Genomic DNA, 26,881 nt, shown 5'->3' with positions numbered 1-26,881 from the left:
GCCCGGCGAGGTTCGCCAGCCCCGCGGCGAGCGCGGAGTTCCAGTGGCGCTTGTCCGGCATGGCTCTCCCCTGACCCGTTCCGCCGTCTGTGCACTGCTGGGGACGACGTTACCCGGACCGGAGGTTGCTCCGTGCCACACGCCCGCGCCGCCCGGCCCTCGCGGAGGAGGGCGGGCGGCGTGGGAGGAGGCATCCGGGGCTACCGGGCCGGGTGGGTCACGGGCGGCCTAGGTCCTCTGTCGGACAGGGCCTAGTAGTAGTGGTTGACCTGCCAGAACGCCCAGGCGTCGCAGGGACTGCCGTAGCGCACGTTCATGTAGTTGAGGCCCCACTTGATCTGCGTGGCCGGGTTGGTCTGCCAGTCGGCACCGGCCGAGGACATCTTGGATCCCGGCAGTGCCTGGACGAGGCCGTAGGCACCGGAGCCGGCGTTGACCGCGGTGTAGTTCCAGCCGCTCTCGTGCGAGACGATGTTGGAGAAGCAGGCGTACTGGCCGGAGCCGACGATCTGCTGGGCCATCGCCTGGACCTGCGCGGTGGTGTAGGTCGCCTGGACCGAGAAGCTGGCGTTGGGGTCGCCCTTGGAGGCGGCCTCCAGCTTCTTCGCCTTGGCGATCGCGGCCGCCTTGTCGTCGGCCTTCTTCTTCGCGGCGGCGTCCTTGGCGGCCTGCATGCGGGCAGCCTGCTCGGCGGACTGCCGCGCGGTGGCGTCAGCGGCGTCGGACTGGGCCTGCACCTGCTCGGTCAGCGAAGCCTGCTGAACCTGCTGTCCGGCGGGGATGTCCGCCAGGAGCGTCGTCGTGCCGGCTGCTTCCACGGGCTCGTTGCTCGTGCCCTGGTCTGCTCCCGACGCGACGCCGACAACGGCGCCCACGGTGGTGACGGCAGTGGCCGAAGCCACCGCGAGTCCCCGGACCGAGATCCGGCTCACACGGTTTCCTTCCGTAACCGCCCGCTGGGTGACCTCGCGGACGACATCGTGCCCCTGGCGCTGCCCCCTTGATTCCGATCCGAGTTTACGGACCGGTCGGTCACGGAGTACTGACCCGGTGCGAATTCCCCTGCAGGGTCCGCGTGGTGCTCGGGCGGCTCACGGCTTCACTGTGGACTTGTCCGGTTGGTGCTGGTTCTGCTGCCGTCTCCCCCGAGGGGAAAACGGTTGGCCGTGAGCGGGGCCTGACAGCCGTACACCCTGCCGTACGGAGACACCGCGCGGCAATTTCCGGTTGAGTGGCAAAGTTCACACGCCGCAAAGGGAGGTAAATCCCTGTGCCGACGGACCCCGAACGCTAAGCTGCTGCGCCCGTTTCGGCGGGCGCAGCAGTTTCAACTCATGCGATTTTCGGACAGATTGGGTCACCTCGTGACCGAGGGGCAGATGTCCGCCATCCGGACGGCGAACGCCCGCCGCCTGGTCCTGTCCGACAAACAATGTCGTCCGCCCGTATGGGCGGGGTGGCGGTGCCTGGTGCCTGCGATGGCACGGCGGAGGGTGGGGTACCTCCCGGGCCGCCAGGCCCACGGGGAGAGAGCGCGGCGGGCTGCGCCGACGACCGGCAACGCGGCAAGCGTGCGTGCCGGACACCGCCCACCGGACAGGATGTGACAGACAGGGCCTGGGACGGCCGTCGAAGCCGCCGGGCGGTGGCCTGACGGCCACCGCCCGGCCCGGCCGCCGTCACACGCCGCCGTCCTCCAGCATCTCGGTGACGAGCGCGGCGATCGGGGAGCGCTCGGAGCGGTTCAGGGTGACGTGCGCGAAGAGCGGATGGCCCTTCAGCTTCTCCACCACCGCGACCACTCCGTCGTACCGCCCCACCCGCAGGTTGTCGCGCTGCGCCACGTCATGGGTGAGCACCACCCGGGAGCCGGCACCGATCCGGGAGAGGACCGTCAGCAGCACGTTCCGCTCCAGCGACTGCGCCTCGTCGACGATCACGAAGGCGTCGTGCAGGGAGCGGCCGCGGATGTGGGTGAGCGGCAGCACCTCCAGCATCCCGCGGGCCACCACCTCCTCGATGACCTCCTTGGACGACACCGCCGACAGGGTGTCGAAGACGGCCTGGGCCCAGGGGCTCATCTTCTCCGCCTCGGTGCCCGGCAGATAGCCCAGCTCCTGCCCGCCGACCGCGTACAGCGGCCGGAAGACCATCACCTTGCGGTGCTGGCGGCGCTCCAGCACCGCTTCGAGGCCCGCGCACAGCGCCAGCGCGGACTTGCCTGTGCCGGCCCGGCCGCCCATCGACACGATGCCGACCTCCTGGTCCAGCAGGAGGTCGAGGGCGATCCGCTGCTCCGCGCTGCGGCCGTGGATGCCGAAGGCCTCCCGGTCGCCGCGCACCAGCCGCACCCGGCCGTCGGCGGTGACCCGGCCCAGCGCCTTGCCGCGCTCGGACTGGAGCACCAGGCCGGTGTGGACGGGCAGATCGGCCGCCTCGGGAAGTTCCACCAGCTCCTCGGCGAACAGCGCGTCGACCGTCTCGGCGGCGATGTGCAGCTCGGCCATGCCGGTCCAGCCGGAGGTGATGGCGAGTTCGGCGCGGTACTCCTCGGCCAGCAGCCCGACCGAGGACGCCTTCACCCGCAGCGGCAGGTCCTTGGAGACGACCGTGACGTCGTACCCCTCGGCCTGGAGGTTGCGGGCGACGGCGAGGATGCGCGAGTCGTTGTCCCCCAGCCGGAAGCCCGCGGGCAGGACGCCGGGGTCGGAGTGGTTGAGCTCGACGCGGATCGTGCCGCCTATGTCGCCGATCGGGATCGGCGCGTCCAGCCGGCCGTACCGGACACGGAACTCGTCGAGCGTGCGCAGGGCCTGCCGGGCGAAGTAGCCGAGCTCCGGGTGGTTGCGCTTGGCCTCCAACTCCGACACCACGACGACCGGCAGCACGACCTCGTGCTCGTCGAAGCGGGTGAAGGCGTTGGGGTCGGCGAGCAGCACGCTGGTGTCGAGTACGTACGTGCGCCGGTCGTGATCACGGCGAATCTTGCTGGTCACCACGTGTGGACGAACCCCCTCGGGAGAGGTGAGCCGGGCGGTCGGGCAACCGGTGGCCCGGCTGCCGGTCTGCCAGTGGTATGCCCTTTATTCGCCATGCGCATGCGGCGGTCCGAAACCGCCGCCTCCCCGTCACGCACCGTCCACGTCCGCGCGGGGCGGCCGGCACCCGGTCACGCGCCCGGCGCGACGGCGCGCGCCCGGGGCGTGCGGTGTGCGGGAAAGGGCCGGCGGGAGCGCCGGCGTGCCTGCTCAGCGGCACCGCGTCGGGCGCGTGCGCCCCGGGCCGGCGGGTGGCTCGGCGGGAGCCGCGGGGCTTCAGGCTCCGTAGCGGCGGTGGCGGGCCGCGTAGTCACGCAGCGCACGCAGGAAGTCGACCTTGCGGAAGTCCGGCCACAGGACCTCGCAGAAGTAGTACTCGGAGTGCGCGCTCTGCCACAGCATGAATCCGGACAACCGCTGCTCGCCGGAGGTGCGGATCACCAGGTCGGGGTCGGGCTGGCCGCGGGTGTAGAGGTGCTCGGAGATGTGCTCGACGTCCAGGATCTCGGCCAGGTCCTCGATGGAGGTGCCCCGTCCGGCGTGCTCCTGGAGCAGCGAGCGGACCGCGTCGGCGATCTCCTGGCGGCCGCCGTAGCCGACCGCGACGTTGACCAGCAGGCCGTGCTGCCCGTCGGTGGCCTGCTCGGCCTCCTTCAGCACCGCCTGGGTCCGGGCGGGCAGCAGGTCCATGGTGCCCACGTGGTGCACCCGCCAGCGGCCGGCGGCGGCCAGTCCGCTGACCGCGTCCTCGATGATGCCCAGCAGCGGGACGAGCTCCTCGGCGGGACGGTCGAGGTTGTCGGTGGACAGCAGCCACAGGGTGACCACCTCGACGCCGGTCTCCTCGCACCAGCCGAGCATCTCGGCGATCTTGTCCGCCCCGGCCCGGTGGCCCTGCTCCAGGCTGCCGCCTGCGGCCCGCGCCCAGCGCCGGTTGCCGTCGAGGATCACGCCGACGTGCTTGGGGCCCTGGGCGACGTCCAGCTTGTGCTCGACCCGGCGGGAGTACAGCCTGTACACCAGATCGCGGAGATTCATCGCGTACCCGCCCTCCTGCGCTCGGTCGCCGGGGCGGCCACCCTACTGCGGGAACGTCCGCACACACGAACCGGGCCGAGGCCCCGGAACCTCGGGGTGGTACCGGATTGAACCTCTCTGATAAGCAGGGATCGTGAACAACCGCACCCTGTACCGCGCCGCCGACGAGCGCTACGACACCATGGAGTACCGCCGCACCGGCCGCAGCGGGCTGAAGCTGCCCGCGATCTCACTCGGCCTGTGGCACAACTTCGGCGACGACCGCACGCTCGACTCGCAGCGCGCGATCCTGCGCCGCGCCTTCGACCTCGGCGTCACCCACTTCGACCTGGCCAACAACTACGGCCCGCCCTACGGCGCCGCCGAGGCCAACTTCGGCACGCTCTTCGCCCAGGACTTCCGGCCCTACCGCGACGAGCTGGTGATCTCCACCAAGGCCGGCTACGACATGTGGCCCGGCCCGTACGGCGAGTGGGGCTCGCGCAAGTACCTGCTCGCCTCGCTCGACCAGTCCCTGTCCCGGATGGGCCTGGACTACGTCGACATCTTCTACTCGCACCGCTTCGACCCGGACACTCCCCTTGAGGAGACCATGGGCGCGCTGGCCTCGGCGGTCCACCAGGGCAAGGCGCTGTACGTCGGCATCTCCTCCTACGGCCCGGACCGCACCCGCGAGGCCGCGCGCATCCTGCGCGACCTCGGGGTGCCGGCGCTGATCCACCAGCCGTCGTACTCGATGATCAACCGCTGGATCGAGGACGAGGGCCTGCTGGACGTGCTGGCGGAGGAGGGCATGGGCTGCATCGGCTTCGTGCCGCTCGCCCAGGGCCTGCTCACCGACCGCTACCTCGGCGGTATCCCGGAGGGCTCCCGCGCGGCCCAGGGCAAGTCCCTCGACCCGGCGCTGGTCAACGACGAGACGCTGGCCCGGCTGCGCGCCCTCAACGAGGTGGCCGCCGGCCGCGGCCAGTCGCTGGCCCAGCTCGCCCTCTCGTGGGTGCTGCGCGACGAGCGGGTGACCTCGGCGCTCATCGGCGCGTCCTCGGTGGCGCAGCTGGAGGCGAACGTCGCCGCCGTGGGCGCGCCCGCGCTCACCGCGGAGGAGCTGGCCGAGATCGACCGGCACGCGGTCGAGCCGGAGGGCGTCAACCTCTGGTCGGTCAGCAGCGACGCGTAGGGAACCGCGAGGGCCCGGACGGGCCCGGACGGGCCCGTGAGCGGACGTCCGGTCGCGGGAGCGACCGGACGTCCGCGGGCCGCGTCGGCGCTCCGGCGCGGCTCCATGGCTCCGGGGGCTCTGGGGGCTCCGGGGGCTCCGGGGGGCCGCGCTCGGAGCCCGAGTCGGGGCCGGGGCCGGGGCGCGAGTCTCAGCCGGGCCTGAGGCCCGAGCGGGCGTCAGGCCGCGACCAGCACCGCGAGCAGCGCGCCGACCAGCATGAACGGCCCGAACGGCAGCGCCGTCTTGCGGCCGGCCCGGCGGGCGGCGACGAGCACCAGCCCGTAGGCGGCGCCCAGCAGGAACCCGGCGAACGTGCCGGTGATGACCGCGCCCCACCCGTACCAGCCCAGCACCAGGCCGAGGGTGGGGGCGAGTTTGACGTCGCCGAAGCCCATCCCGGCCGGGTTGACGAAGAACAACACCCCGTAGAGCAGCCCGAGAACGGCGGCCGCGATCAGCGCCCGCGTCCACTCCCCGTCGTGCCGGGGAAGCAGCGCGGCGGCGCCGAGCAGGACGGCGGTCAGGCCCAGCGCGGGCAGCGTCACCACATCCGGCAGCCGGAAGACCGCCAGGTCCACCCGCGCCAGCAGCACGGCGGCCGGCACCAGCAGCAGCCACACGGCGAGTTCGGGGTGGCCGCCCACCCGCCAGGCGAGCAGCCCGCTCGCCGCGGCGGCGGCGAGCGCCAGGCCGTAACCGCCGCCGTAGCGGGCCTCACCGGGCACGCACCGGCGGCAGCGGGCGGGCCCGAGCCAGCCGGCGAGCGGGTGGCCGGCCGGGCAGCCGTCGGCCCAGGGCTGTTCGGCCGGCACCGTCAACCGGTAGGCGGGGCGCGGCAGTAGCAGCCCGCAGACCGTTCCCCAGACGGCGGCGCCCACTATCAGATAGACATGCACCGGGCCGACCGTACACGGGCGGCCGGGAGCGCTGGGAGGGGCCATGGGCACGGGCCGGAGTTGGCGGGACGGCGACGCGGTACTGCACGCGCCCGGCGCCCGGGTGCCGCTGCGGATCGCCGCGTCGTACCGCGCCCGTACCAGGGGGCTGCTCGGCCGCGACGGGATCGAGGGCGCGCTGCTCCTCACCCCGGCGGGCAGCGTGCACACGGTACGGATGCGGTTCGCCATCGACGTCGCCTACCTGGACCGGCGGCTGCGGGTGCTGGCGGTACGGACGATGCGGCCGGGCCGGCTCGGCCTGCCCCGACCCCGCTCGCGGCACGTCCTGGAGGCGGAGGCCGGCGCGTTCGCCCGCTGGGGCGTCGTACGGGGGGCGGTGCTGGAGGTCGCACCCGTGGACGGGGCACCGGCGGAGGGCACGGGCCCGCGCTGAGCGACGGGAACGGGCGGCCTTCACGGGGAACGGCCGGGCGGAGGCGGAACCCTCAGCGGAAACAGATCAGCGGAGACGAGAACGGGCCGGTTCGCAGGGGGGGAGAGCGAACCGGCCCGAGGGGGGGACTTACACCGTACCTCGTCCGCGTCGGTACAACGCGCCTCACGCGGCCGGCGGGGTGAAGGTGATCTCCACCCGGCGGTTCTCCCTACGTCCCGATTCGGTGGAGTTGTCCGCGATCGGGTACTGCTCTCCGTATCCGCGCACCTGGAAGGTGTGGTCGGCGTCACCGAGGCTGCTGAGCTGCGCGGCCAGCACGTTGTAGACCGCGTCGGCCCGCTGCTTGGACAGCACGTCGCCGTGTGAGCTGCTGCCGAGGTCGTCGGTGAATCCGAAGACCCGAATGGGTGACGTGACGTGCTTCGCGTTGATGTCGTCGGCGATGGCCCGGATCCTGGAGGCGGCGCTCGGCGACAGCGTCGAACTGTTCTTGCCGAACACCACCTCGGCCTGGAGTGCGTACGTGACCGTCGTGTTGGAGGTCTCCTGCCGCTCCTGGGGCTGGCTCGCCGACACCGTGCTCTGGTCGGTGACGGAGACGATGTCCAGCACCTTGGGCGGCGCCAGCGTGGCGCCCTCGGGCAGCTTCAGGTCGGGCGAGTGGACGTCCACGGGGGTGGGCGCGGTGGCCGTGGGCAGGCCGGCGCTGGGCGGCGGGTTGTCGTCGGCCCGGGCCGGCCCCGCGACGGCCGTCCCCGCGGCCAGCACCAGGCACAGCGCGGCGCCCCGACGGCGGCGGCCCGCAGCACCCTGGCCCCCGGCGACGCGGGGTTCGGCGACTGGGGGCCCGCAGGCCGGGGGCCGCGCGGAACGGACTCGCTGGTCGGCGTCACGGCGGGCTCACCCCTCCGAGAGCGGGATCTTGGCGGGCGGCATCGTCGGCAGCTCGAACTCCACCGACGTCGTGCCTGCCGGCGGGGCGGGGAACTGCGCGAAGAACGGCCGCGTCTCCTTGGGCCGGATCTCGATCAGGCCCATCGTGCAGAGGCACTTCCCCTCGGTATCCCGGAGCACGTAATACCGCTTCTTGGCCGCCTCGTCGACGAGTACCGCCCCCGCGACGGAGGGGCCTGACGACACGAGCGCGAGCTCCTCTCCCCGCCAGGTCGTCGCGTTGAAGACGCCGCTTCCGTCGTTGACGATCTCGCCCTGGACGGTGACGAAGCCACCGGAGTCACGGACTGCCGAGGTGATGGACACCAGCACCCCGTCCTCGCCCTTCAACTGGGCCAGCACCGTGGTGGGCGTGGATGACGGGGTCGCCGAGGCCTCGGCCGCCGAATCCCCGCCACCCTTCGCCGTGCCGTTCGCCGGATGCGTCGCGGCCGTTGTGGTGGGCGCCTTCGCGTCAGAGTCCCCCGATCCCCCGGAGCCCCCGCCACATCCGGCGAGAACCAGCACCACTCCCACGGCCAACGCCATCGGCCCCAGGGCCGTGTAACGAGTCCTCATCACTCCCCCTTCCTCGCGTGTCGTCCCGTCCGCCGGGACGCACCGGCGTCGCATGGCGCGTCCCGGCCCACGGTCCGGCATACCCGGACCATCACGTGCTCAGCCGGACCCTGTAGAACACCGACAGGTCGAGCCGGAAGCCGTCGGCCGCCGGATCAACCGTCACCTCCCCGTCCTCGCAGGCGAAGCGGACCGCGTCGCCCCGCGTACCGTCGACCGTGCACCGCGGCTCCAGGACGGCGGTTGCCCGCGCCGTGGCATGCACGCTCTCCGTTCCCTTCACTTCCGTCCGGCCGACCGTATCGGTCGACCGGACTTCGACGAAGTAGCCCGGGGGGCCACTCACCTGTGTGCACGTCTGCACGCTCGCCCCGTTGTCCGCCGAGTAGTCGGCGGCCTTGCCGCAGGCCGCGACCGCGTCGTCGCCGTCCCTGGCCAGCAGGTCACCGAGCGCACTGGTATCTCCGGCCGACAGCGCGGCCAGGAAGTCCTGCCGCATCTGGTCGCGTCCCTCACGGGCCGCCGCCAGCGCGGCGGCGTCTGCCGCGGACTGGGTGGAGTTACGCAACACGGACGCCTGGCCGACTGCGAAGTAGGCGAAGGCCAGAAAGAACAGCGCGGCCATCGCCACCACGTACAACCCGACCGTCTGGCCGTCGTCGCGTCGCAGCCGCGCGGTCAGCCAGCTCCGCCGGCGATGTTCCCGATAGCAGTAAGGATCGCGCCCTGGATCGCGGTGCCGATGCCGGTGGTCGCCAGCACGCCGATGATGACCGCGATCACCACCGCGATCCCCAGGTACTCGAAGGACGTCTGCCCCCGGTCGGAGCCCGCCTCGGCGCGGGCGGCGATCCGCCCCGCCAGCTGGTCCGTTCGGGTTCTCAGCCAGATCGCTGTCGCCGTGCTGCGGCGACGTACCCACGTGTTCATCCGTGTTCGCCCCAATTCTGTTCGCCTGGATGGTCTGTGCGGCGGCCGCGGGTGGCCGGGTGGGAAGCGAGTCCACGGCGCACCGCCTCTCGTTGGACGTCATGGGCGAAGTCGAGCCCCGCCCGCAAGCATGACGCCGACTCACGCTCTGTCGTAACCCGTTCACACAAAACATCGGCTCACTTTCCCCCGAAGAGTTCGCCGAAGTGGATCTGGGAGCCGATGATCGTGCCGGTGATCAGCAGGATCATGGTCGCCGGGACGAGCAGGAAGGTGATCACGCCGGTGGCGCGCGGCACCGTACGGGCCGCTCGGCGGCGGGCGTTCTGCGCCTCGGTGCGGCGCATGTCCGTGGCGATCTGGAGCAGCGTGCGCGCGATCGGGGCGCCCAGCTCCTCGCCCTGCTGGAGGGCGGTGACGAACTGCCCCACCTGGTCGCTGTTGTTGCGGCGGCGCAGCTGGTCGAAGGCGTCGCGGCGGCTCACGCCGAGGTCCATCTGGCGCAGCGCGACGCGGATCTCGTCCGCCCAGGGGCCCTGGTAGACGGCGTTGACCCGCTCCAGTGCCTGGCGGAAGCCGAGCCCCGCGCTGACGACGACCGCGAGCACGTCGAGGAAGTCCGGCAGGGTGCGCTCGATGTCCTCGCGGCGGCGCCGGACGGCGAGCCACAGGCCCAGGTCGGCCCACCACCAGCCGTAGGCGAGCAGCAGCAGCGCGAGCAGCCAGTTGCCGCGGGCCAGCAGCGCCAGGGCGGCGAGGCCGCCGAGCGCCCCGTAGACGGCCCGACGGGCGGCGTACCGTTCGACGGTGAGGCCGTAGGGGTGGCCGGCGTGCTCGATCCGGGTGCGCATGCGGGCGACCCGGGCGGGGCCCATCATCCGCAGCACGGTGGGTACGTAGCGGATGCCGAGCCGGTCGATCGCGTTGCCCGCGCGGGTGGTGCGGGTGCGGCCGACCTCCAGGGCCAGCCGGAGGTCCTCCGGGAGCTCGGCGGGCGCCCGCAGCAGCCCGACCGCGTGGACCACGCCGGCCACGGCGACCGCCAGCAGCACCGCCAGTCCCAGCCCCGCCGCGGTCACCGCCGCCACCTCCCCCGGGACGCCCTTCCCGCGGTCTCGGAAACGCCCGTCCTCCTCGCCCCGTTCACGCCGTCCACACGGTCCACCCTGTGCGCCCCGTCCGCCCTGTTCAGCCCGTCCACCCGATCCATCCCGTTCACACGTCGATCCGGGCCATACGGCGGATGAGCACGAACCCCAGCACGTACATGCCCAGCGAGACCAGCACCAGGACGCGGCCGAGGCCGGAGCCGGTGAGCGCGCCGAGCGATCCGGGCATGATCCGGTCGAGCAGCAGCAGCGAGCCCACGCCGATGACGGGGACCGCGTAGGCGGTGACGGTGACCTGGGACATCTGGGTGCGGATCTCGCGGCGGGTCTCCTTGCGCTCCTCCAGGGTGACGGTGAGGTTGCGCAGCGACTCCACGACGCCGCCGCCGGCCCGGCTGGAGAGCACCAGGGTGGACACCAGGACGATCAACTCCCGGCTGGGCAGCCGCTGCTGGAGTTCGGCGAGGGCGTCGTCGACGGAGTGGCCGAGCGCCATCGCGTCCGAGACCTTCCGCAGCTCCTCGCCGGCCGGCGCCTCCAGCTCCTCGGCCGCCATCGAGACGGCGGTGCGCAACGCCAGCCCGGCTTGCGTGGCGTTGGCCAGCACCCGTGCCAGTTCCGGGAGTTGGGCGATGAAGCGTTCGGTGCGCACCCGGCGCCGCCAGGACAGGTAGGAGTAGCCGGCCCAGGCGGACAGCACCGCCGCGACCGGGCCGAAGAACGGTGCCAGCACCACGGCGGCGACGATCCACGTCCCGGCCACCACTCCGGTGAAGGCCGCGGTGAACTGGCCGGGCGTCAGGGCGCTGCCGGTGGCGGCGAGCCGCGAGCCCAGCCGGCGGCCCCAGGCGTAGCGGCGCACCCGGCGGTCGAGCGCGGCGAACGCGGGCTGCCGCCCGGACTCCTCGCCGAAGCCGCCGGCCAGCCGTTCGACGAGGGCGGCCCGGTCGGCGCGCCCGCCGCGGTAGGCGTGCAGGCCCCACACGCCCAGGCCCAGGGCGACGGCGGCGACCCCGACCACGGCGAGGGCGTAGGGGCCGGTGGCGAAGCGCCCGCCGCCCTCGGCGAGCGCGGCGGCAATGTCGGTGGCGTTGCGGCTCATCGGTCCTCCCGTCCGGTCTCGGGGCGTCCGGTCTCGGGGCGTCCGGTCTCGGGGCGTCCGGTCTCGGGGCATCCCGCCCGGTCGCGGGCTGCCGGAGTCCTGCTCACAGCGCCTCCCGGCTGTCGAGTTCGAGTTCGCTCGCCCCGACGCCGAACGCCGCCGGGATGTGCTCGCCCGCGAGGTAGAGGCGCTCGCCGATCTCGCGCGGCACCGGGTGGTGTTCGTACCAGCCGCGCACGATCCGGTCCACGCCGAGGGGTTCGGCGCGGAACCGGGTGGCGGAGGTGAGCCGGAAGGTGGTGCGGCCGCGGGAGGCGAGCACGGCGATCTCGGAGATCCGGCGGGTGCCGTCGACGTGCCGCTGCAACTGGACGACGACGTCCACCGCGGAGTTGATCTGGTCGCGCAGCGCCTCGAAGGGGATCTTGACCTCGCTCATGGACGCCAGGGTCTGGAGCCGCAGCACCGCGTCCTCCGCGGAGTTGGCGTGCACGGTGGCCAACGAACCGTCGTGGCCGGTCGACATGGCCTGGAGCATGTCCAGGGTCTCGCCGCCGCGGACCTCGCCGACGATGATCCGGTCCGGCCGCATGCGCAGCGAGTTGCGGACCAGGTCGCGGATGGTGACCCGGCCCTCGCCCTCGACGTTGGGCGGCCGGGACTCCAGCCGGATCACGTGCTCCTGCTGGAGCTGGAGTTCGGCGGCGTCCTCGACGGTGATGATCCGCTCGCCGTCGGGGATCAGCCCGGACAGCGCGTTGAGCAGCGTCGTCTTGCCGGAGCCGGTGCCGCCGCTGACGATGATGTTGCAGCGGGCGCGCACGAACGAGGAGAGCAGCATGAGCATGTGCTCGTCCAGGGTGCCGAGTTCGATCAGCTCCTGAAGGGTGTAGGCGCGCGGGAAGCGGCGGATGGTGAGGGTGGGGCCGGTGAGCGCGAGCGGCGGGATGACGACGTTGACCCGCTCGCCGGAGGGCAGCCGGGCGTCGACCATCGGGTTGGACTCGTCGACCCGGCGGTTGACGGTGGAGACGATCCGCTCGATGGTCTGGAGCAGCTGCTCGGTGGAGGAGAAGCGGGCGGGTACCTGCTCGACGCGGCCGCCGCGTTCGACGTAGATCCGGTCCGGTCCGTTGACCATGATCTCGGTGACGGTGGGGTCTTCGAGGAGCGGTTCGAGGACGCCCAGGCCCAGTGCCTCGTCGACCACCCGGCGGATCAGCGCGGCGCGTTCGGCGGTGGACAGCACCGGGCCCTCGCGGCTGATGATGTGGCCGAGGACGCGTTCCAGCCGGGCCCGGCGCTCGGCGGCGGCGAGCGCCGACATCTCGGCGAGGTCGATCTCCTGGAGCAGCTTGGCCCGGTAGACGGCGACCAGGTGGCCTTCCTGCGTCTGCGGGGCGGCGGTCTCGTCCACGGCGAGGCGGGCGCGCAGGCTCACGGTGTCACCTCCTTCTCCTTCGGCATGGTGGCGTCGCGGTGCACGGGCCCGAAGAGGCGGATGCCGGGCAGTACGGACGGGACGCTGACGCGGGCGCGCGCGGTGACGGTGTCGGCGGAGTCGACGGGGTACGTGATGGTGGGGTTGACCCAGCCGCTGACGGCGGCCTCCCCCGCGGCGCTGCCGTTGCCGGTCCCGCCGTCCGGGTCGGGCAGGGCGGCGGTGCGCGCGGCGGTGCGGGCGGCGGTGCCGGCCTGCGAGCCGCAGTAGGCGGCGATGCCGAGCTGGATGCCGGCCAGCGCGATGAGCAGCAGGAACGGCAGCATGCCCAGGTACTCCAGGGACGCCTGCCCGGACTGCCCGGCCTGCCCCCGGCGGCGCCTCCGCGCAGGCCGCCCGCTCACGGCGTGTCCTTCTCGTCCACGGTGCTGGCATGGCCGTGCACGGTGACGGGGAAGTCGACAGCGCCCGGGAAGAGGACGGGCACCCTGAGGCCGAGGGTGACGGCGACCTGCCCGCCGCTCCTCGCGACGTCCGGACCGCTGAGGCCGTCGGCCCAGGCGCCGGGCAGGTCGTGGCGGGCCGCCGCGTCCGTGTCGGAGCCGACGGCGGCGGCGCGGGCGGCCCGGTCGGCGGCGTCGCCGGCGAGGGTGAAGGTGTAGCCGGCGAGCACGGCCTGCCACACGAGGACGAGGGTGATGAGGATGAGCGGGGTCATGCCCAGCGTCTCCAGCACCATCTGGCCCCGGTCCCGGTCGGCGCGGCGCAGGCGTCGGCCGCCGCCGCGCTGGGCGGGCAGCGGGCCCGCCGCCAGGCCGAGTTCGACGGCCAGCGCCTGGATGCCGGCGCGGACGGTGGAGCGGGCGTCGAGGTCGTGCAGCCGGCCGGCGTCGATCACCGGCTGGAGTTCGCGGTAGGCGGCCGGGACGGCGGCGGTGGCGATCCTGGTGCCGGCGATCCGGGCGATCAGTGAGGGCTGGATCTCGCTGCCCCGGGTGTGGCGGTTGACGAGGGTGGTGGTGTCCTGCGGCTTGCGGATCTGCAGCCGGTCCCACATCCGCACCATCCGCTTGGCGGCGCGTACGGCGACCACGTCGGGCGTGGTGACCAGGACGGCGGTGTCGGCGGTCTCCACCGCGACGGCGTTGGCGCCGGTGACGAGGGTGCCGCAGTCGACGACGACCACCTCGTACCGCTGCCGCAGGGCGGCCAGCACCAGCCGGGCGGTGCGGTCGCCGACGTCCTCGGCGCGTTCGCCCTCGGCCGGGGCGAGCAGCAGGGCGGGCCCCGACTCGTGGACGTACATGGCGTCGTTGAGGACCCGGGAGGAGACGTCGGCGATGTCGGCGAGGTCGGCGATCGAGCGGCGGAACTGCACGTCGAGGTAGGAGGCGACGTCGCCGCCCTGGAGGTCGAGGTCGACCAGGGCGGTGGAGCGTCCGGCGGCGTGCGCGGCCAGCGCGAGGTGGATGGCGGTGACGGTGGTGCCGACGCCGCCCTTGGCTCCGGCCACGGCCACCACGGTGCCGCCGGCCACGGCGGGCAGCGCGGCCCGGCCGGGGCTGAGGTGGCGGCGCACCCCCGCGGCCCAGGAGGCGGCGGCCTCCACGCGGGCGCCCAACTCGTCGTAGTTGAGCGGGAGTCCGATGACGCCGCGGGCTCCGGCGTTCATCGCGGCGGCGAGCATGGCGGGGCCGGGGTCGGCGGTGAGCAGGACGACGCCGACCGCGGGGTAGCGCAGCGCGACCTCGCGGACCAGGTCCAGCGGGGGCATCGGCCCGATCGTCTCGTGGACGACGACCACCTCGGGCAGTTCGTCCAGGCCGGGTTCGGCGGCCTGGACGAGCGCGTCGAGCAGCGCGGCGGAGTCCCGCAGTACGGGGCCGGGTTCGGCGCCGGGGAGCTGTCCGAGCAGGCCGACGAGGGCGCGCGCGGCGTCCGGGTCCCCGGTGCCGGCCATGACGCGTACGGTCATCTCGCCCCTCCCGTCGGGTCGGCCGCCGTCGCCGTCGCCGTTGCCCGGATCACTGCGGACTCCCGGCGGAGGAGGCCCCGTTGTCGCCGGAGAGGGTGTACGAGCGGTCGCTCTGCGGCGGGGCCGAGGTGTCGCCCGGAGCCACCAGTGCGAGCCGCACGTGTTCGGCGAACGACTCGGCGTACGCGACGCGTTGGGCGTCCGCGGCGTCGAGTGCGAAGGTGATGGGCACGCCCTGCTCGGACTGCCGCTGGCTGTTCACGTCCTTGTCGAAGGCGCGGATCTCGCCCACGTCGAGGACCTGCGCGTCGGTGACGATGATCTTGGAGGTGTCCGGCTGGGAGTCGGTGCGGCCGGCGAAGGTGGCGAAGATGTTGACCCGCGCGCCCGGGGTGATCTTCCCGGCCACGCCGGTCTCGGCGTCGATCATGATGGCGATCTCCATCTGGCCGGGGCGCAGCGACGGCTTGGCGGCGACCATGCCCGACTGGAGCAGCGAGCCCTTCTTCAGCGGCACGGCGGCGATCTTGCCCTGGAAGGAGCCGGGGTCGCTCAGCGCCGTGGCGGGCAGCCACCGCTCCGGTACGTCGATCCGCCGAACCTTGGAGGAGTCCAGCGGGGTGTACGCGGGGACGTCGGTGGTGAGTTCGTACGCGGTGGTCTTCTTCCCGACCTGCGAGCGGGCGTCACTGACCACGGCGACGACGCCGGCGAAGGCGGCCACCGCGCAGACCACGGAGACCACGAGCAGGACCGCGCCACGGCGCTGACGTGAGTTCATGTGCGGCGGCACCTAACGCTTGTGGGGTTCGAGTTGGGGGCGGGTGGGCGCCTCCACGGAGCGCCCGGAGGCGGGCGCGGCGTGCCGGGCGGGGGCCGCGCGCTCGCCCAGTCGGGTGGCGCAGAACAGGCACTGGTCGCCGATCGCCTCCAGGCCGCACCAGGTGCAGGTGTCGCGGCGTACGGAGGTGACGAGTTGGTAGAGCATGCCGATGTCGGCGATGTAGGCGGTGAACTCGACCAGCCGCGACGTTCCCCACCAGGAGGCGGAGTCGGGCGGCAGCGGCACCTGCCGCAGGTGCTGGGTGTGCCAGGCCGCGGCGAGCGGGCCGGCCACCCAGCCGGTGTCGAGGGCGTCGCCGGCCACGGCGAGCTGGGTGTGGTAGCCGGGGCCCGGCGGCACGTGCTGCTCGTCGGCCTCGCCGAGGTACGGCTCGGGGTGTGCGAGCACGGCGAAGTGGCGCCCGGGGACGAGGGACTTGACGTGGGCGCCGACGCTCACCGGAACCCGGTCCAGCTTGCTGACGGAGGCCAGCAGGGCACCGGAGTAGAGGTAGTACGACAGCAGCCGGGCGGCGCCGGCCAGCACGCCGGGCCCGAGGTCGGCGGTCGCGAGCTGGCGCAGCTGCTCGCCGAGGAGGGTGCGGGCCAGCGGCGGAACGGCCAGCGGCACGATGGCGATCCGGTCGCCGTCCAGCATCGCCCGCACCGTGTGCGTCCGCCGCCGCGCGGGGTCGGCCGGCTCGGCGGGGGCGAGCACCACGAGGTGGCCGTTGGCCTCCAACGCGGCGGAGGTGCGCGCCAGATGATCCTCGAGCGAGAGCGTGAGATCGTCCGCGGTGACCGTGATGACGCCCGGCATGCGGCACCTCCCCATCTGCGTGCGGCGGCCGGTGGGCCGGTCCGGACCGCGTGGACGTACGCGGTCGTCAGCTTATCGACGTGCGGCCGTCCGGGTGCCGAAAGTCGCGCATCGGGATCGGTGAACGACAGGTGTCCACCAGAGGTCTTGACAACCGCATTGGTCTGGACCAACTTTCTCCTACCGCATGTGTTCATGACAGGTCGGCCCGCCCGCCCCACCACTCCCCCTCTCGCGCCGCCCGTCTCCCCCGCATCGTCGTCCTGTCGGCAGTCGCCCGCGCACCCCCAACTCCCCACACCCAGGAGGCAGTCGTGGAACGTACAACCCGCTCTCACCCGGAGGGCCGCGCCGCCGCACGGTCCCGCGTCAGGCGCCGCGCCCTGGCCGGACTCAGCGCCGCGGCCGTGGTCGGCTCCTGCGTGGCCCTGGTCGCCGGCCCCCAGGCGAGCGCCGCCACCACCAACCTCGTCGCGAACCCGGGCTTCGAGTCCGGCCTCTCCGGCTGGACCTGTACCGGCGGCGCGACCACCGTCACCAGCCCGGTCCACTCGGGCTCGGCCGCACTCCAGGCGGCGCCGTCCAACGCGGACACCGCCCAGTGCTCGCAGACCGTCAGCGTGCAGCCCAACTCGCAGTACTCGCTGAGCGCGTGGGTGGAGGGCGCCTACGTCTACCTCGGCGCCTCCGGCACCGGCGGCACCGACCCGTCCACCTGGACGCCGAGCGCCTCCTCGTACACCCAGCTCAGCACCTCCTTCACCACCGGCGCGAGCACCCACTCGGTGACGGTCTACCTGCACGGCTGGTACGCCCAACCCGCCTACGACGCCGACGACGTGGTGCTCAGCGGCCCGGCCGGCAGCGGCGGCACCACGACACCGCCGACGACGCCCCGACCACGCCCCCACCACACGCCGACCACCCCGCCCACCACGCCGCCGACGACCCCGGTCACGCCGCCCGCGACCGGCCTGCCCAAGCACGCGGTCACCGGCTACTGGCAGGACTTCGACAACGGCGCGACGAAGCAGACGATCGCCCAGGTGCAGAACCAGTACGACATCATCGCGGTCGCCTTCGCCACCTCCACCACCACGCCCGGCGCGGTCACCTTCTCCCTCGACCCGGCGCTCAACTACACCGACGCCCAGTTCAAGGCGGACATCGCCGCCAAGCAGGCGGCCGGCAAGAAGGTGGTCATCTCCGTCGGCGGCCAGAACGGCACCATCTCGGTGACCGACTCCACCTCGGCGACGAACTTCGCCAACAGCGTCTACAGCCTGATGCAGACCTACGGGTTCAACGGCGTCGACATCGACCTGGAGAACGGCATCAACCCGACGTACATGTCGCAGGCGCTGCGCTCCCTGAGCTCGAAGGCCGGATCGGGCCTGGTCATCACCATGGCCCCGCAGACCATCGACATGCTCTCGGCCTCCAGCGACTACCTGGCCACCGCGCTGAAGATCAAGGACATCCTCACCGTCGTCAACACCCAGTACTACAACAGCGGTTCGATGAACGGCTGCGACGGGGGCGTGTACAGCCAGGGCACGGTCGACTTCATCACCACGCTGGCGTGCACCGCGATCCAGGCCGGACTCGACCCGAGCCAGGTCGGCATCGGCACCCCGGCGTCCACCAGCGCGGCCGGCTCCGGCTACGTCTCGCCCAGCGTGGTCGACAACGCGCTGGACTGCCTGGCGCAGGGCACCGGTTGCGGCAGCTTCCACCCGTCGGCGAAGTGGCCGACCATCCGCGGCGCGATGACCTGGTCCACCAACTGGGACGCGGCGGCGGGCAACACCTGGTCCAACACGGTCGGAGCGCACGTCCACGGGATGTCGTGACCGGCTGAACAGCCCCGCGCCGCGGGGCTGTCGCGGGGTCCCGCCGCAGCGCGGGGCGAGAGGGGCGGCGCGCCGGTCCGGGCGCCGCCCCCGTCCGCCGCGGCTGCGGGCTCCGGGCCGTCAGCCGAGGACGGCGAGCGCGTCGATCTCCACCAGCAGCCCCTGCGGGAGCCCGACATAGACGGTGGTGCGGGCGGCGGGGGGCTGTACGAGGTCGGCGAAGTAGCCGTTCCACACCTCGTTGAACTCGGCGAAGTGGCCGGTGTCGGTGAGGTAGGCGCGGATCATCACCGCGTCCTCCCAGGTGGCGCCGCCGGCCTCCAGCACGGCCCGGACGTTCTCCAGCGTCTGGAGGGTCTGCTCGCGCAGGGTGGGCCCGACCGGCGCCGGCGGCCGGCCCTCCACCGCCGGCCCGAAGCCGACCTGCCCGGCGACCTGGAGGATGTTCCCCTTGCGCACCCCGTGCGAGAACCGCGCGGGCGGCACGGTGTGGGTGGACGGCGTGATCGCGGTCTTGGGCAGGTGGGGCAGCTGGTCGGGGTTGGGCTCGGGGAAGTGGCTCATGACGGGGGGTCCTCGCTCGTGGAGTGCGGTACTGCGGGGGAACCGGCGGGCAGGTTCCGGGCCGGCCGGGCGTCCCGGCGGGGCCGGGGCGCGAGGCCCGCGGACCGGCCGGACGGCAGGGCGCGTGACGGTGCGGGTACGGGGGACAGCGGCGACGCCGGGCCCGGCGGGCCGGCCTGGTGCGGCGGGCGCGGGTCGGCCCCGCACAGCTCACGGCCGACCGCCTCCGCCGTGCGCTGGACCAAGGGGCGCAGCCGCGACAGCTCGTCCGCCGTGACCACCACGTCGGGCGCGGAGAGCGACAGGGCGGCCCAGACCCGGCCGTCGGGCCCGCGGACGGGCGCGGCCACGCAGTTGATCGACTCCTCGTGGCCGCCGCGGTCCTCCGCCCAGCCCTGTTCCCGCACCCGGGCCAGCTCGGCGAGGTACGCGGCGGCGTCCGGGGTGGAGCGGGGGGTGTAGCGCGGGTACTCCAGGCGGGCGACGGCCTCGCGCCGCTGCGGCTCGGGCAGGTCGGCCAGCAGCAGCTTGGCCACGGCGGCCACCGTGATGGCGACCGGCCGGCCGATCCGGGAGTACATCCGGACCGGGTAGCGGCTGTCGACCTTGTCGATGTACACCACCTCGCCCTGCTCGTACACCGCCAGATGGACGGTGTGGCCGGTCTCCTCGTTGAGGTCGAGCAGGTGCGGGCGGGCGGTCTCCCGGATGTCGAGCGCCTCCACCGCCTGCTGGGCCAGTGCGAACAGCCGCGCGCCCAGCCGGTAGCGCTGGTCCTGCTGGCGGTAGACCAGGCCGTGCTCGCGCAGGGTGCGCAGCAACCGCAGGGCGGTCGACTTGTGCACCTCCAGCCGCGCGGCGACCTGCTCAAGGCCCGCCGGGCCCTCGGCGAGCAGCGGCAGGATACGCAGCGCCCGGTCCACGGTCTGGCTCATCGGCCCCTCCCCCGGCCGGTCACGCCGCGCCCCCGTCCCGGCCGTCGGCGGCGGCCGGGCCCGCCACGGCGACGCTGCCCGCGCCCGTGCCGGCGGCACCCGGAACCGTGCCGGGAGTCAGGCCAGCGGCCGTCCAGCCGGGGGCGAGCCGCAGCGCCGCCCATGACGCGTCGTCCAGCGCGGCCAGGGCGTCGAGGCGCGCGCGGGACGGCGGCTCGGCGAGGTCGCCGGGGACGGTGAGGGCGGCCGCGGCCATCAGGTGCCCGTGGCGCAGCCGGTCCCGCAGCGGCAGGCCGCGCAGCGTGGCGGACAGGAACCCGGCCGCGAACCCGTCCCCGGCGCCCACGTGCGCGACCACCTCGACGGCGGGCGCGGGCACGTGCAGCCGCGTCCCGGCACCGGCGCCGGCCGCCCCCGCCGGCCGGCCCGGCGTCGGCGGCGTCGTCGGTGGCGGCGGCGAGGCGAAGACGGTGGCGCCCGCCTCCCCCTGTTTCACCACCAGTACGGCCGGCTCGGGCAGCGCCGCCCGCACCGCGTCGGCGTCGGGCAGCCCCCAGGCCGCGCGGGCCTCGTCCTCACCGACGAAGACCAGGTCGCAGGCGCGCGCGAGGTCGGCCGTCCAGGAGGGGTCCAGGCCGCGCCAGAGCGCGGGGCGGTGGTTGAGGTCGAAGGAGAGCAGCGGGCGGCCGGGGGCGCGCCCGGTCAGCTCGCGCAGCAGCTCGCGGCAGGTCGGGGAGAGCGCCGCCGTGATGCCGGTCAGGTGCAGCACCCGGCCGGACCAGGCGGCGGAGCGCGGGACCAGCTCCGGGGACATCGCCGACGCCGCCGAGCCCGCCCGGTAGTAGACGACCTCCCCGGCGGCCCCGGCCCGCCTGCCCGCGTCCAGGGTGGCGGCCCGCTCCCCCGCCGTGCGGAAGTAGACGCCGGTCGGCCGGTGCGGGTCGCGCCGGACGGCGCTGGTGTCCACCCCGGCGGCGGCGACGGTCGCCACCACGTGGTCGCCGAACCCGTCGGCGCCGACCCGGCTGATCCAGCGGGCGCTGTGTCCCGAACGGGCCAGCGCGCAGGCCACGTTGGACTCGGCACCGCCCACCGCGCGGTGGAAGGACGGCACTTCGGCGAGCGGGCCGGGCCGCGAGGGCACGAACGCGACCATGGTCTCGCCCAGGCAGACCACGTCAACCGGGGCCGCCGGTCCCACCGGACCCGCCGGGGCCGCTTCTCCGGAGACGCCGCCGCCCGGCCGCTGATCGGGCACCCCCGAAGGCTCGGACGGACCGGACGGACGGGTCACGGTGGTCACGTGGCTCGTACTCCCCTGGGGTCGGCGGAACGACGGGACAAAGGAACGTCAACGGCATCAGCGGTGGGACGACGGCGGGACGGAGACGGAACCGGACCGGGGTGGAGCGGGTGCGGGCGCTGTTCGGGTGGTGCGCCGGGGGCTACCGGGCCGCCGGTGCCGCCGCCGGCCAGGGCCGCGCCCGTGGGCGTGTGCGCCCTCCCGGCCGGGTAGGCGGGCCTGGGCCGAGGCGGACCGCCGGGGTGTCGAGCCGCCGAGGTGTCGGGACGTCGAGGGATCGGTGGATCGGGATATCGGGAGGAACGGCCCGGCGGAGGGAACCTTTGACCCCGCGCCGACCTGGATGTTAGACAGCAGTCGTCAGCATACGCAACGGCCGTTGCACAGCGCGCAACGACGCGCGGGGGCCGGGGACCGGGAGGGCCGCATGGGCAGCCGAGGGACCGTCGAAGAGCGGGTGGCGGAGCTGGACGCGGAGCGGATCGACCACCGTTTCAAGGGCACTCCGCCGGACGCCGACGGCCTGACCGCCGGCGAACTCGCCGCCCAGCGGCGGAACCTGTTCACCGGAGGCTTCACCACCCCCGTGCTGGCCCTGTCCGAGGAGGCGCTGGAGCACAACCTGGTGCTGCTGGAGCGCTACACGGCCGACCACGGGCTGCGGTTCGCGCCGCACGGCAAGACCTCGATGGCTCCGGCGCTGTTCGCCCGGCAACTCGCCCACGGGGCTTGGGGGATCACCCTGGCCGTACCCCATCAGGTGCGGGTGGCACGGGCGTTCGGGGTGCCGCGGGTGTTCCTGGCCAACGAGGTGGTGGACCCGGCGGCGCTGCGCTGGCTGGGCTCCGAGCTGGACGCCGACCCGGACTTCGAACTCGTCGTGTACGTCGACTCGGCACGCGGCGCGGAGCTGATGGACGCCGCCCTGCGCGCCGCCGGCACCCGCCGACGCCTGGACGTGGTGGTGGAGCTGGGCGCCGGACCGGGCGCGCGCACCGGGGTGCGCACGGCCGCCGAGGCCGAGGAGGTGGCCGCGGCGGTGCGCCGCACCGGCACGCTGCGGCTGGTCGGCGTGGCCGGCTACGAGGGCGAGGTGCCGCAGCCGGACCCGGCCCGGGTCGCCGGCTACCTGCGCGAACTGCTGCTACTGGCACAGTCGTTGGACGCCGCCGGGCACTTCGACGACGCCGAGCGGATCGTGGTGAGCGCCGGCGGCTCGGCGTGGTTCGACCAGGTCGCCGAGGTCTTCGGCGCCGCGCCGGCGCTGTCCCGCCCGCTGCTGCCGCTGCTGCGTTCGGGCGCGTACGTCACCCACGACGACGACCACTACCGGCGGCTCACCCCCTTCAACCGGGTGCCGCGGGAGGGGGCGCTGCACCCGGCGTTCCGGCTGTGGGCGCAGGTGGTCTCGCGGCCCGCCCCGGACCAGGCGTTCCTCAACGCCGGCAAGCGCGACGCCCCGTTCGACCTGGGCCTGCCTCGCCCGGTGCTGGTGCGCTCCGAGCGGGACGGCACGGTACGGGAGGCGCCGGCCGGGCTGGAGACGGCGAAGCTCTCGGACCAGCACCTGTGGCTGCGGGTGCCGCCGGAGGACGGCCTGGAGGTCGGCGACTGGGTGGCGCTGGGGCTTTCCCACCCGTGCACGACGTTCGACAAGTGGCCGCTGATCCCGGTGGCCCGGGAGGACGGCACGGTCACCTCGCTGGTCCGCACGTTCTTCTGAGCCGACGGCCCCACCCCCCTCCGGCTTGGTATGGACCAAGCCCCGTCGTCGCGGTTGGATGGGTGTCCATGGATCTGGTGCTCCGCGGGGCCCTGGTGGCCGACGGCAGCGGCGCGCCCGCCTTCCGCGCCGACGTGGCGGTGGACGGCGGGCGGATCGCCGAGGTGGTACGGCCCGGCCGGGGCGGCGGCCGGGCGGGCGCCGGGTGCTGGACGCCGACGGGCTGGTGCTCGCGCCCGGCTTCGTCGACATGCATGCCCACAGCGACCTGGCCCTGCTCGCCGACCCGGGCCACGAGGCGAAGGTGGCCCAGGGCGTCACCCTGGAGGTGCTGGGCCAGGACGGGTTGTCGTACGCGCCGGTGGACGGCACCGTGCTGCCGCAGCTGCGCGCCCAGCTCGCCGGCTGGAACGGGCCGGGCGACGACGCCGGCTTCACCTGGCGCACGGTCGGCGCGTACCTGGACCGGCTCGACGAGGGCGTCGCGGTGAACGCCGCCTACCTCGTCCCGCAGGGCACCGTCCGGGCGATGGTGCTGGGCTGGGCGGACCGGCCGCCGACCCCGCGCGAACTGGACCGGATGCGCGAGCTGGTGGCCCAGGGCCTGGCCGAGGGCGCGGTCGGGATGTCCGCGGGACTGACGTACACACCGGGCATGTACGCCTCCGGTGAGGAACTGGCCGCCCTGTGCGAGGTGGTGGCCGCGTACGACGGCTACTTCTGCCCGCACCACCGCTCCTACGGCGCGGGCGCGCTGGCGGCGTACGCGGAGGTGGTGGAGCTGGCCGGGCGGAGCGGGTGCGCGCTGCACCTGGCGCACGCCACGATGAACTTCCCCGTCAACCGGGGCCGGGCCGCCGAGCTGCTGGACCTGCTGGACGGGGCGCTCGCCGCCGGCGCCGACATCACCCTGGACACCTACCCGTACACCCCCGGCTGCACCACGCTGGCCGCGCTGCTGCCGAGTTGGGCCTCCGAGGGCGGACCCGCGGCGACCCTGGAGCGGCTGCGGGACGACGCCACCGCCGACACGGTGCGCCGCGCGATGGAGGCGGGCTCCGACGGCTGCCACGGGGTGCCGGCGGACTGGTCGGCCGTCGAGGTGTCCGGGGTGGCCGACCCGGCGCTGTCGGCGTACGTCGGCACCCGGCTGGACGGCTGGGCCGCCGCCCGCCGGCTGCTGCTGGCCGACCGGCTGGGCAGCACCGTCCTCCAGCACGTCGGTGACGAGGAGAACGTCCGCGCGATCATGCGCCACCCGGCCCACACCGGCGGCTCCGACGGCATCCTGTCCGGAGCCAAGCCGCACCCGCGCGCGTACGGAACCTTCCCGCACTACCTCGGGCGGTACGTGCGGGAGTTGGGGGTGCTGACGCTGGAGGAGTGCGTGGCGCACCTCTCCGGACGGCCGGCGGCCCGGCTGCGGCTGCCCGACCGGGGCCTGGTGCGCGCCGGGCACCGCGCCGACCTGGTGCTCTTCGACCCGCTCACGGTGGCGGCCGGCGCCACCTTCGACCGTCCCGCCGCGCCGCCCGAGGGCATCCCGTACGTGCTGGTGGACGGCCGGTTCGCGATGGACGGCGGGCGGCGCACCGGGGAACTGGCCGGGCGGTCGGTCAGGCGGAGCCCGGCGCGTCCGGCGGCAGACCGGACCCCGGCCCTGCCAGTCCCGGCCCGCCGCCGGGCGGCAGGTTGAGGCGGGGGCCGTAGCCGCCGCTGCCCCCGTCCCCGCCACTGCCGCCCGTCCCGCCGGTGGTCGGCCCGCCGGGGGCGGCCGGCGTCAGCCGCTGGACGAGGGCGGCCGCAGCGGCGCCCGCGTCGTCATGGATCTCCACGTCCCGCAGCCGCTCCGCCTCGCGCAGGGCGCTGGGCGTGAGCCGGGGGGTGTAGAGGGCGGCGGGGCCCGTGTAGCCGCCCTCCCGGGCGGCCCGGACCAGGGCGAAGCCGTCGGGCCGGCCGAAGCCGCCGCTGTGGCACAGCACCGCGGAGGGGGCGGCGGCCAGCGCGGTGCGCCAGACCCAGTCGTTGTAGGCATAGCGCGCCTCGACGCCGCCGCGGCGCAGCTCGGAGGCCAGCCGCGGGGCCTCCACGCTGTCGAACCCGGCCACCAGCACCGTCGGACGCGGCTGCCCGGCCTGGCCGCCGGGAGCGCCCGCGGCGGCCTCGCGGAAGCCGGAGCGCCGGAGCGGGTAGGGCGTGGGCTGTGCGTACCAGTCGGGGGCGCCCGCCGGGTAGGTGTCGGGGTCGTCCGGGTCGAGCGCCGGGCTGACCGAGGGCCCGGCCCCGGACCCGACGGATGCCCCCGGCTCCCGGCCCGCCTCCGCCACGGCCTCCCACTCCCGCTCCTGCTCCGGCCACCCGGGCCCGCTCCGGCCGCCCGGGCCGCCGACGGGGCGGGGCCGACGCCGCCGCGCACCCCCGACGGCCACGCCGGGCCCTGGTAGCCGGCCGGCTGGGGCAGGCCGTCCGGCCCCGCCCCGCCACCGTGCCCCGACTGCGGGTACCCGAAGGCCGGGCCGACGGGCGGGAAGCCGTGGTCCGACGGGTGCCCGAGCACGTCCTGGTACCCCGGCCGGGTGGTCGCGGCGGACCGTCCGGGGTCCGGCTCGGGGCCCTCACGCAGCAGCCGCAGCACCCGCGCGGCGTCCGGCCGGCGGATCAACTCGCCCAGCAGCGTCGTGAAGGCGGGGTCGCGGGCGAGCGCCGGGAAGCCCGCGGGGAGCTGGTCCTCCAGGGCGTCCAGGGTGGCGTGGCGGGCCGGGCCGGGCGCGGCGGTGGCCGGCGGCGGCACCGCGTAGCGCCGCGCGAAACGGGCGACCAGTTCGACGGTGGCGGGTTCCCAGACGTCGGCGGAGGCGAGGTACGGCAGCACCGCGGTGTACTCCTGGAACTCCCGCACCGCGTCCGACCAGGGCCCCACCCAGCCAGGGGTGGTCATCAGCCGGTGGAAGTCGGAGTAGAGGAAGCGCAGCAGCAGGGTGAGGACCGCCGCGTCCAGGCCGACGTTCCGCCACACCGGGTTCAGCCGCGCCTCCAGCAGCAGCCCGTTGACCAGGCGCTTGACCCGGCGCGGGTTCCGGGACGCGCGGTAGGCCAGGAGCTCCACCAGCGGCTCGTCCAGCATCAGCTCCAGCCCGGCCCGTTCGGCGCAGGCCAGTACGTAGCGGTGGATCCGGTCCCGGCCGGCGACGGGGATGCGGTAGCTGGTCTGGAGGATCTTCTCCATGAAGGCCGCGCCGGCCGGGTCGAGGCCGCGCAGCATGCCGTCGGTGTCGAGCGCGGCGGCGTCGCAGCCGACGACGAAGGCGAGCCCGGGGACGTCGAGGTAGACCTTCAGTGCCTCGCACAGCGCCAGCACCGTCTGCTGGGAGCAGCGGTCGAGGTCGTCGACGAAGACCACGAGGAGCCGGCCGGGCGCGCCGGGGGGCGCCGCGTCGGCCCACTCGGCGACGAGGACCCGCAGCGCGTCGCGCATCCCGTTGCGGGTGGCCGGGTCCACGGACAGGCTCTTCCACAGCTGGTCCACCAGCCCGGCGACCCCGAGCGGGCCGGCCGCCAGCAGGCTCAGCACCCGGACGGCCTGGCGGGCGGCCGGTGAGGCCGCGCGGGCCCGGCGCAGCGCCCTGCGCAGCACGTTGCGGTCGAGCCGGGCGAGCACCGACTTGATCAGCCCCTCCAGGGCGTCGGCGCCGCTGGAGCTCCAGGCGTTGTACCAGACGGTGTGGACGCCCGGGGCCTCCTCCAGCCGGCGCTCGACCAGCCGCATCAGGGTGGACTTGCCCATCCCCCAGCCGGCGTCGACCGCGAGCGTGAAGGGGGTGGAGCCGCGCGACTCCAGCAGCAGGGCGGCCAGCCGCCCGGCGGCGTCCCAGGCGCCGAGGAGGTCGTCGTCCTCGGTCGCGGCGGGTTCGTCGCTGAGCAGCGCGCCCGGGGTGCGCCCGGTCGGGCGGGCGGTGGGCGGGAGCGCGCCGGGCGGCTGCCGCCGCGCCGTGTACGACGGGGTCGCCATGGTCCGAGTCTTCCAGCCGGGACGGCCGCGGGACCCCCACTCGGCCGAATCCGCGGCACGCGCACGGCAATCCCGCTCAACCGCCGTGCCACAACCGCGAGAAGGCCGTCCGAGGCCCGCGGGGGAGCCGCGGGAGGGCCGCGTGAGGCGGCC

The 26,881-nt window shown here is 74.4% G+C and carries 23 protein-coding genes and 1 pseudogene; 5 read left to right on the top strand and 19 right to left on the bottom strand.

Annotated features, from left to right (window positions below):
* Nucleotides 1-251 precede the first annotated feature (251 nt).
* The 3 genes from BS72_RS36675 to BS72_RS21610 all read right to left on the bottom strand — a co-directional run bounded on the left by BS72_RS36675 (nucleotide 252) and on the right by BS72_RS21610 (nucleotide 4,076).
* On the bottom strand, nucleotides 252-932 hold the full coding sequence (locus BS72_RS36675; protein WP_037912762.1) for an aggregation-promoting factor C-terminal-like domain-containing protein: 681 nt from the start codon (nucleotides 930-932) through the stop codon (nucleotides 252-254).
* A gap of 747 nt (nucleotides 933-1,679) precedes the next feature.
* The gene (locus tag BS72_RS21615; protein ID WP_037912760.1) at nucleotides 1,680-2,999 is read right to left on the bottom strand and encodes a PhoH family protein; all 1,320 of its coding nucleotides are present in this window, start codon (nucleotides 2,997-2,999) and stop codon (nucleotides 1,680-1,682) included.
* Between the two features lie 315 nt (nucleotides 3,000-3,314).
* Nucleotides 3,315-4,076, bottom strand: coding sequence for an isoprenyl transferase (locus BS72_RS21610; protein WP_037912758.1), 762 nt, complete (start codon nucleotides 4,074-4,076; stop codon nucleotides 3,315-3,317).
* A gap of 133 nt (nucleotides 4,077-4,209) precedes the next feature.
* On the opposite strand from BS72_RS21610, the gene mgrA reads away from it, so the two are divergent.
* On the top strand, nucleotides 4,210-5,253 hold the full coding sequence (gene mgrA / locus BS72_RS21605) for an L-glyceraldehyde 3-phosphate reductase (protein WP_037912755.1): 1,044 nt from the start codon (nucleotides 4,210-4,212) through the stop codon (nucleotides 5,251-5,253).
* A 218-nt stretch (nucleotides 5,254-5,471) separates the two neighbouring features.
* Here the strand turns inward: mgrA and BS72_RS21600 are convergent, their stop codons facing one another.
* A complete protein-coding gene (locus BS72_RS21600; RefSeq protein WP_037912751.1) occupies nucleotides 5,472-6,191 on the bottom strand; it encodes a prepilin peptidase in 720 nt (239 codons plus the stop codon).
* 43 nt (nucleotides 6,192-6,234) lie between these two features.
* Here BS72_RS21600 and BS72_RS21595 point away from each other — a divergent pair, with 43 nt between their 5' ends.
* A complete protein-coding gene (locus BS72_RS21595) occupies nucleotides 6,235-6,627 on the top strand; it encodes a DUF192 domain-containing protein (protein ID WP_037912748.1) in 393 nt (130 codons plus the stop codon).
* 165 nt (nucleotides 6,628-6,792) lie between these two features.
* Here the strand turns inward: BS72_RS21595 and BS72_RS21590 are convergent, their stop codons facing one another.
* From BS72_RS21590 to BS72_RS21545, 11 genes are all read right to left on the bottom strand, one after another.
* Complete coding sequence (locus tag BS72_RS21590) at nucleotides 6,793-7,407, bottom strand: OmpA family protein (RefSeq protein WP_037912745.1); 615 nt, start codon at nucleotides 7,405-7,407, stop codon at nucleotides 6,793-6,795.
* Nucleotides 7,408-7,530: 123 nt separating this feature from the next.
* Nucleotides 7,531-8,142, bottom strand: coding sequence for a hypothetical protein (locus BS72_RS21585; protein ID WP_037917072.1), 612 nt, complete (start codon nucleotides 8,140-8,142; stop codon nucleotides 7,531-7,533).
* A 91-nt stretch (nucleotides 8,143-8,233) separates the two neighbouring features.
* Nucleotides 8,234-8,812, bottom strand: coding sequence for a pilus assembly protein TadG-related protein (locus BS72_RS21580; RefSeq protein ID WP_265736829.1), 579 nt, complete (start codon nucleotides 8,810-8,812; stop codon nucleotides 8,234-8,236).
* Nucleotides 8,813-8,820: 8 nt separating this feature from the next.
* Nucleotides 8,821-9,072, bottom strand: coding sequence for a hypothetical protein (locus BS72_RS32600; protein ID WP_232792494.1), 252 nt, complete (start codon nucleotides 9,070-9,072; stop codon nucleotides 8,821-8,823).
* 179 nt (nucleotides 9,073-9,251) lie between these two features.
* A complete protein-coding gene (locus tag BS72_RS21575) occupies nucleotides 9,252-10,151 on the bottom strand; it encodes a DUF5936 domain-containing protein (RefSeq protein ID WP_232792493.1) in 900 nt (299 codons plus the stop codon).
* Nucleotides 10,152-10,287: 136 nt separating this feature from the next.
* Nucleotides 10,288-11,283, bottom strand: a complete 996-nt coding sequence (locus tag BS72_RS21570) for a type II secretion system F family protein (protein WP_078901531.1) — start codon at nucleotides 11,281-11,283, stop codon at nucleotides 10,288-10,290.
* A 103-nt stretch (nucleotides 11,284-11,386) separates the two neighbouring features.
* On the bottom strand, nucleotides 11,387-12,724 hold the full coding sequence (locus BS72_RS21565) for a CpaF family protein (protein ID WP_037912744.1): 1,338 nt from the start codon (nucleotides 12,722-12,724) through the stop codon (nucleotides 11,387-11,389).
* Nucleotides 12,721-13,128 (bottom strand): TadE/TadG family type IV pilus assembly protein, encoded by a 408-nt coding sequence (locus BS72_RS21560; protein WP_078901530.1) that lies wholly within the window; start codon nucleotides 13,126-13,128, stop codon nucleotides 12,721-12,723. The genes BS72_RS21565 and BS72_RS21560 overlap by 4 nt, the downstream gene beginning before the upstream one ends.
* On the bottom strand, nucleotides 13,125-14,699 hold the full coding sequence (locus tag BS72_RS21555) for an AAA family ATPase (RefSeq protein ID WP_037912743.1): 1,575 nt from the start codon (nucleotides 14,697-14,699) through the stop codon (nucleotides 13,125-13,127). The genes BS72_RS21560 and BS72_RS21555 overlap by 4 nt, the downstream gene beginning before the upstream one ends.
* Nucleotides 14,700-14,748: 49 nt before the next feature.
* Complete coding sequence (gene cpaB / locus BS72_RS21550) at nucleotides 14,749-15,480, bottom strand: Flp pilus assembly protein CpaB (RefSeq protein WP_037912742.1); 732 nt, start codon at nucleotides 15,478-15,480, stop codon at nucleotides 14,749-14,751.
* Between the two features lie 12 nt (nucleotides 15,481-15,492).
* Nucleotides 15,493-16,341 (bottom strand): hypothetical protein, encoded by an 849-nt coding sequence (locus tag BS72_RS21545; protein WP_198545932.1) that lies wholly within the window; start codon nucleotides 16,339-16,341, stop codon nucleotides 15,493-15,495.
* A gap of 314 nt (nucleotides 16,342-16,655) precedes the next feature.
* Here BS72_RS21545 and BS72_RS21540 point away from each other — a divergent pair, with 314 nt between their 5' ends.
* The gene (locus BS72_RS21540; RefSeq protein ID WP_063836120.1) at nucleotides 16,656-18,194 is read left to right on the top strand and encodes a chitinase; all 1,539 of its coding nucleotides are present in this window, start codon (nucleotides 16,656-16,658) and stop codon (nucleotides 18,192-18,194) included.
* A gap of 120 nt (nucleotides 18,195-18,314) precedes the next feature.
* Here BS72_RS21540 and BS72_RS21535 read toward each other — a convergent pair whose 3' ends face one another.
* The 3 genes from BS72_RS21535 to BS72_RS21525 are packed head-to-tail and all read right to left on the bottom strand — an operon-like array spanning nucleotide 18,315 to nucleotide 20,849.
* The gene (locus BS72_RS21535) at nucleotides 18,315-18,758 is read right to left on the bottom strand and encodes a RidA family protein (RefSeq protein ID WP_051951390.1); all 444 of its coding nucleotides are present in this window, start codon (nucleotides 18,756-18,758) and stop codon (nucleotides 18,315-18,317) included.
* Nucleotides 18,755-19,693, bottom strand: a complete 939-nt coding sequence (locus BS72_RS21530; RefSeq protein ID WP_078901875.1) for an IclR family transcriptional regulator — start codon at nucleotides 19,691-19,693, stop codon at nucleotides 18,755-18,757. The genes BS72_RS21535 and BS72_RS21530 overlap by 4 nt, the downstream gene beginning before the upstream one ends.
* A 19-nt stretch (nucleotides 19,694-19,712) precedes the next feature.
* Entirely contained in the window at nucleotides 19,713-20,849 is a 1,137-nt protein-coding gene (locus BS72_RS21525) for a sugar kinase (protein ID WP_078901874.1), read from the bottom strand.
* 574 nt (nucleotides 20,850-21,423) lie between these two features.
* Between BS72_RS21525 and BS72_RS21520 the strand changes: the two genes are divergently transcribed.
* A complete protein-coding gene (locus BS72_RS21520) occupies nucleotides 21,424-22,719 on the top strand; it encodes an alanine racemase (RefSeq protein ID WP_037912741.1) in 1,296 nt (431 codons plus the stop codon).
* 68 nt (nucleotides 22,720-22,787) lie between these two features.
* Nucleotides 22,788-24,415, top strand: a pseudogene (locus BS72_RS21515) (N-acyl-D-amino-acid deacylase family protein).
* A gap of 84 nt (nucleotides 24,416-24,499) precedes the next feature.
* Here the strand turns inward: BS72_RS21515 and BS72_RS32595 are convergent.
* Nucleotides 24,500-26,728 carry a KAP family P-loop NTPase fold protein gene (locus tag BS72_RS32595; protein WP_051951388.1) on the bottom strand — a complete coding sequence of 743 codons (2,229 nt, stop codon included), beginning with the start codon at nucleotides 26,726-26,728 and terminating at the stop codon, nucleotides 24,500-24,502.
* Nucleotides 26,729-26,881 lie beyond the last annotated feature (153 nt).

Origin of the sequence: Actinacidiphila yeochonensis CN732 (assembly GCF_000745345.1) — a bacterium.
Classification (GTDB): Bacteria; Actinomycetota; Actinomycetes; order Streptomycetales; family Streptomycetaceae; genus Actinacidiphila; species Actinacidiphila yeochonensis.
Note: the sequence above shows the minus strand (reverse complement) of the source record. Positions and strands in the feature narration are given on the sequence as shown.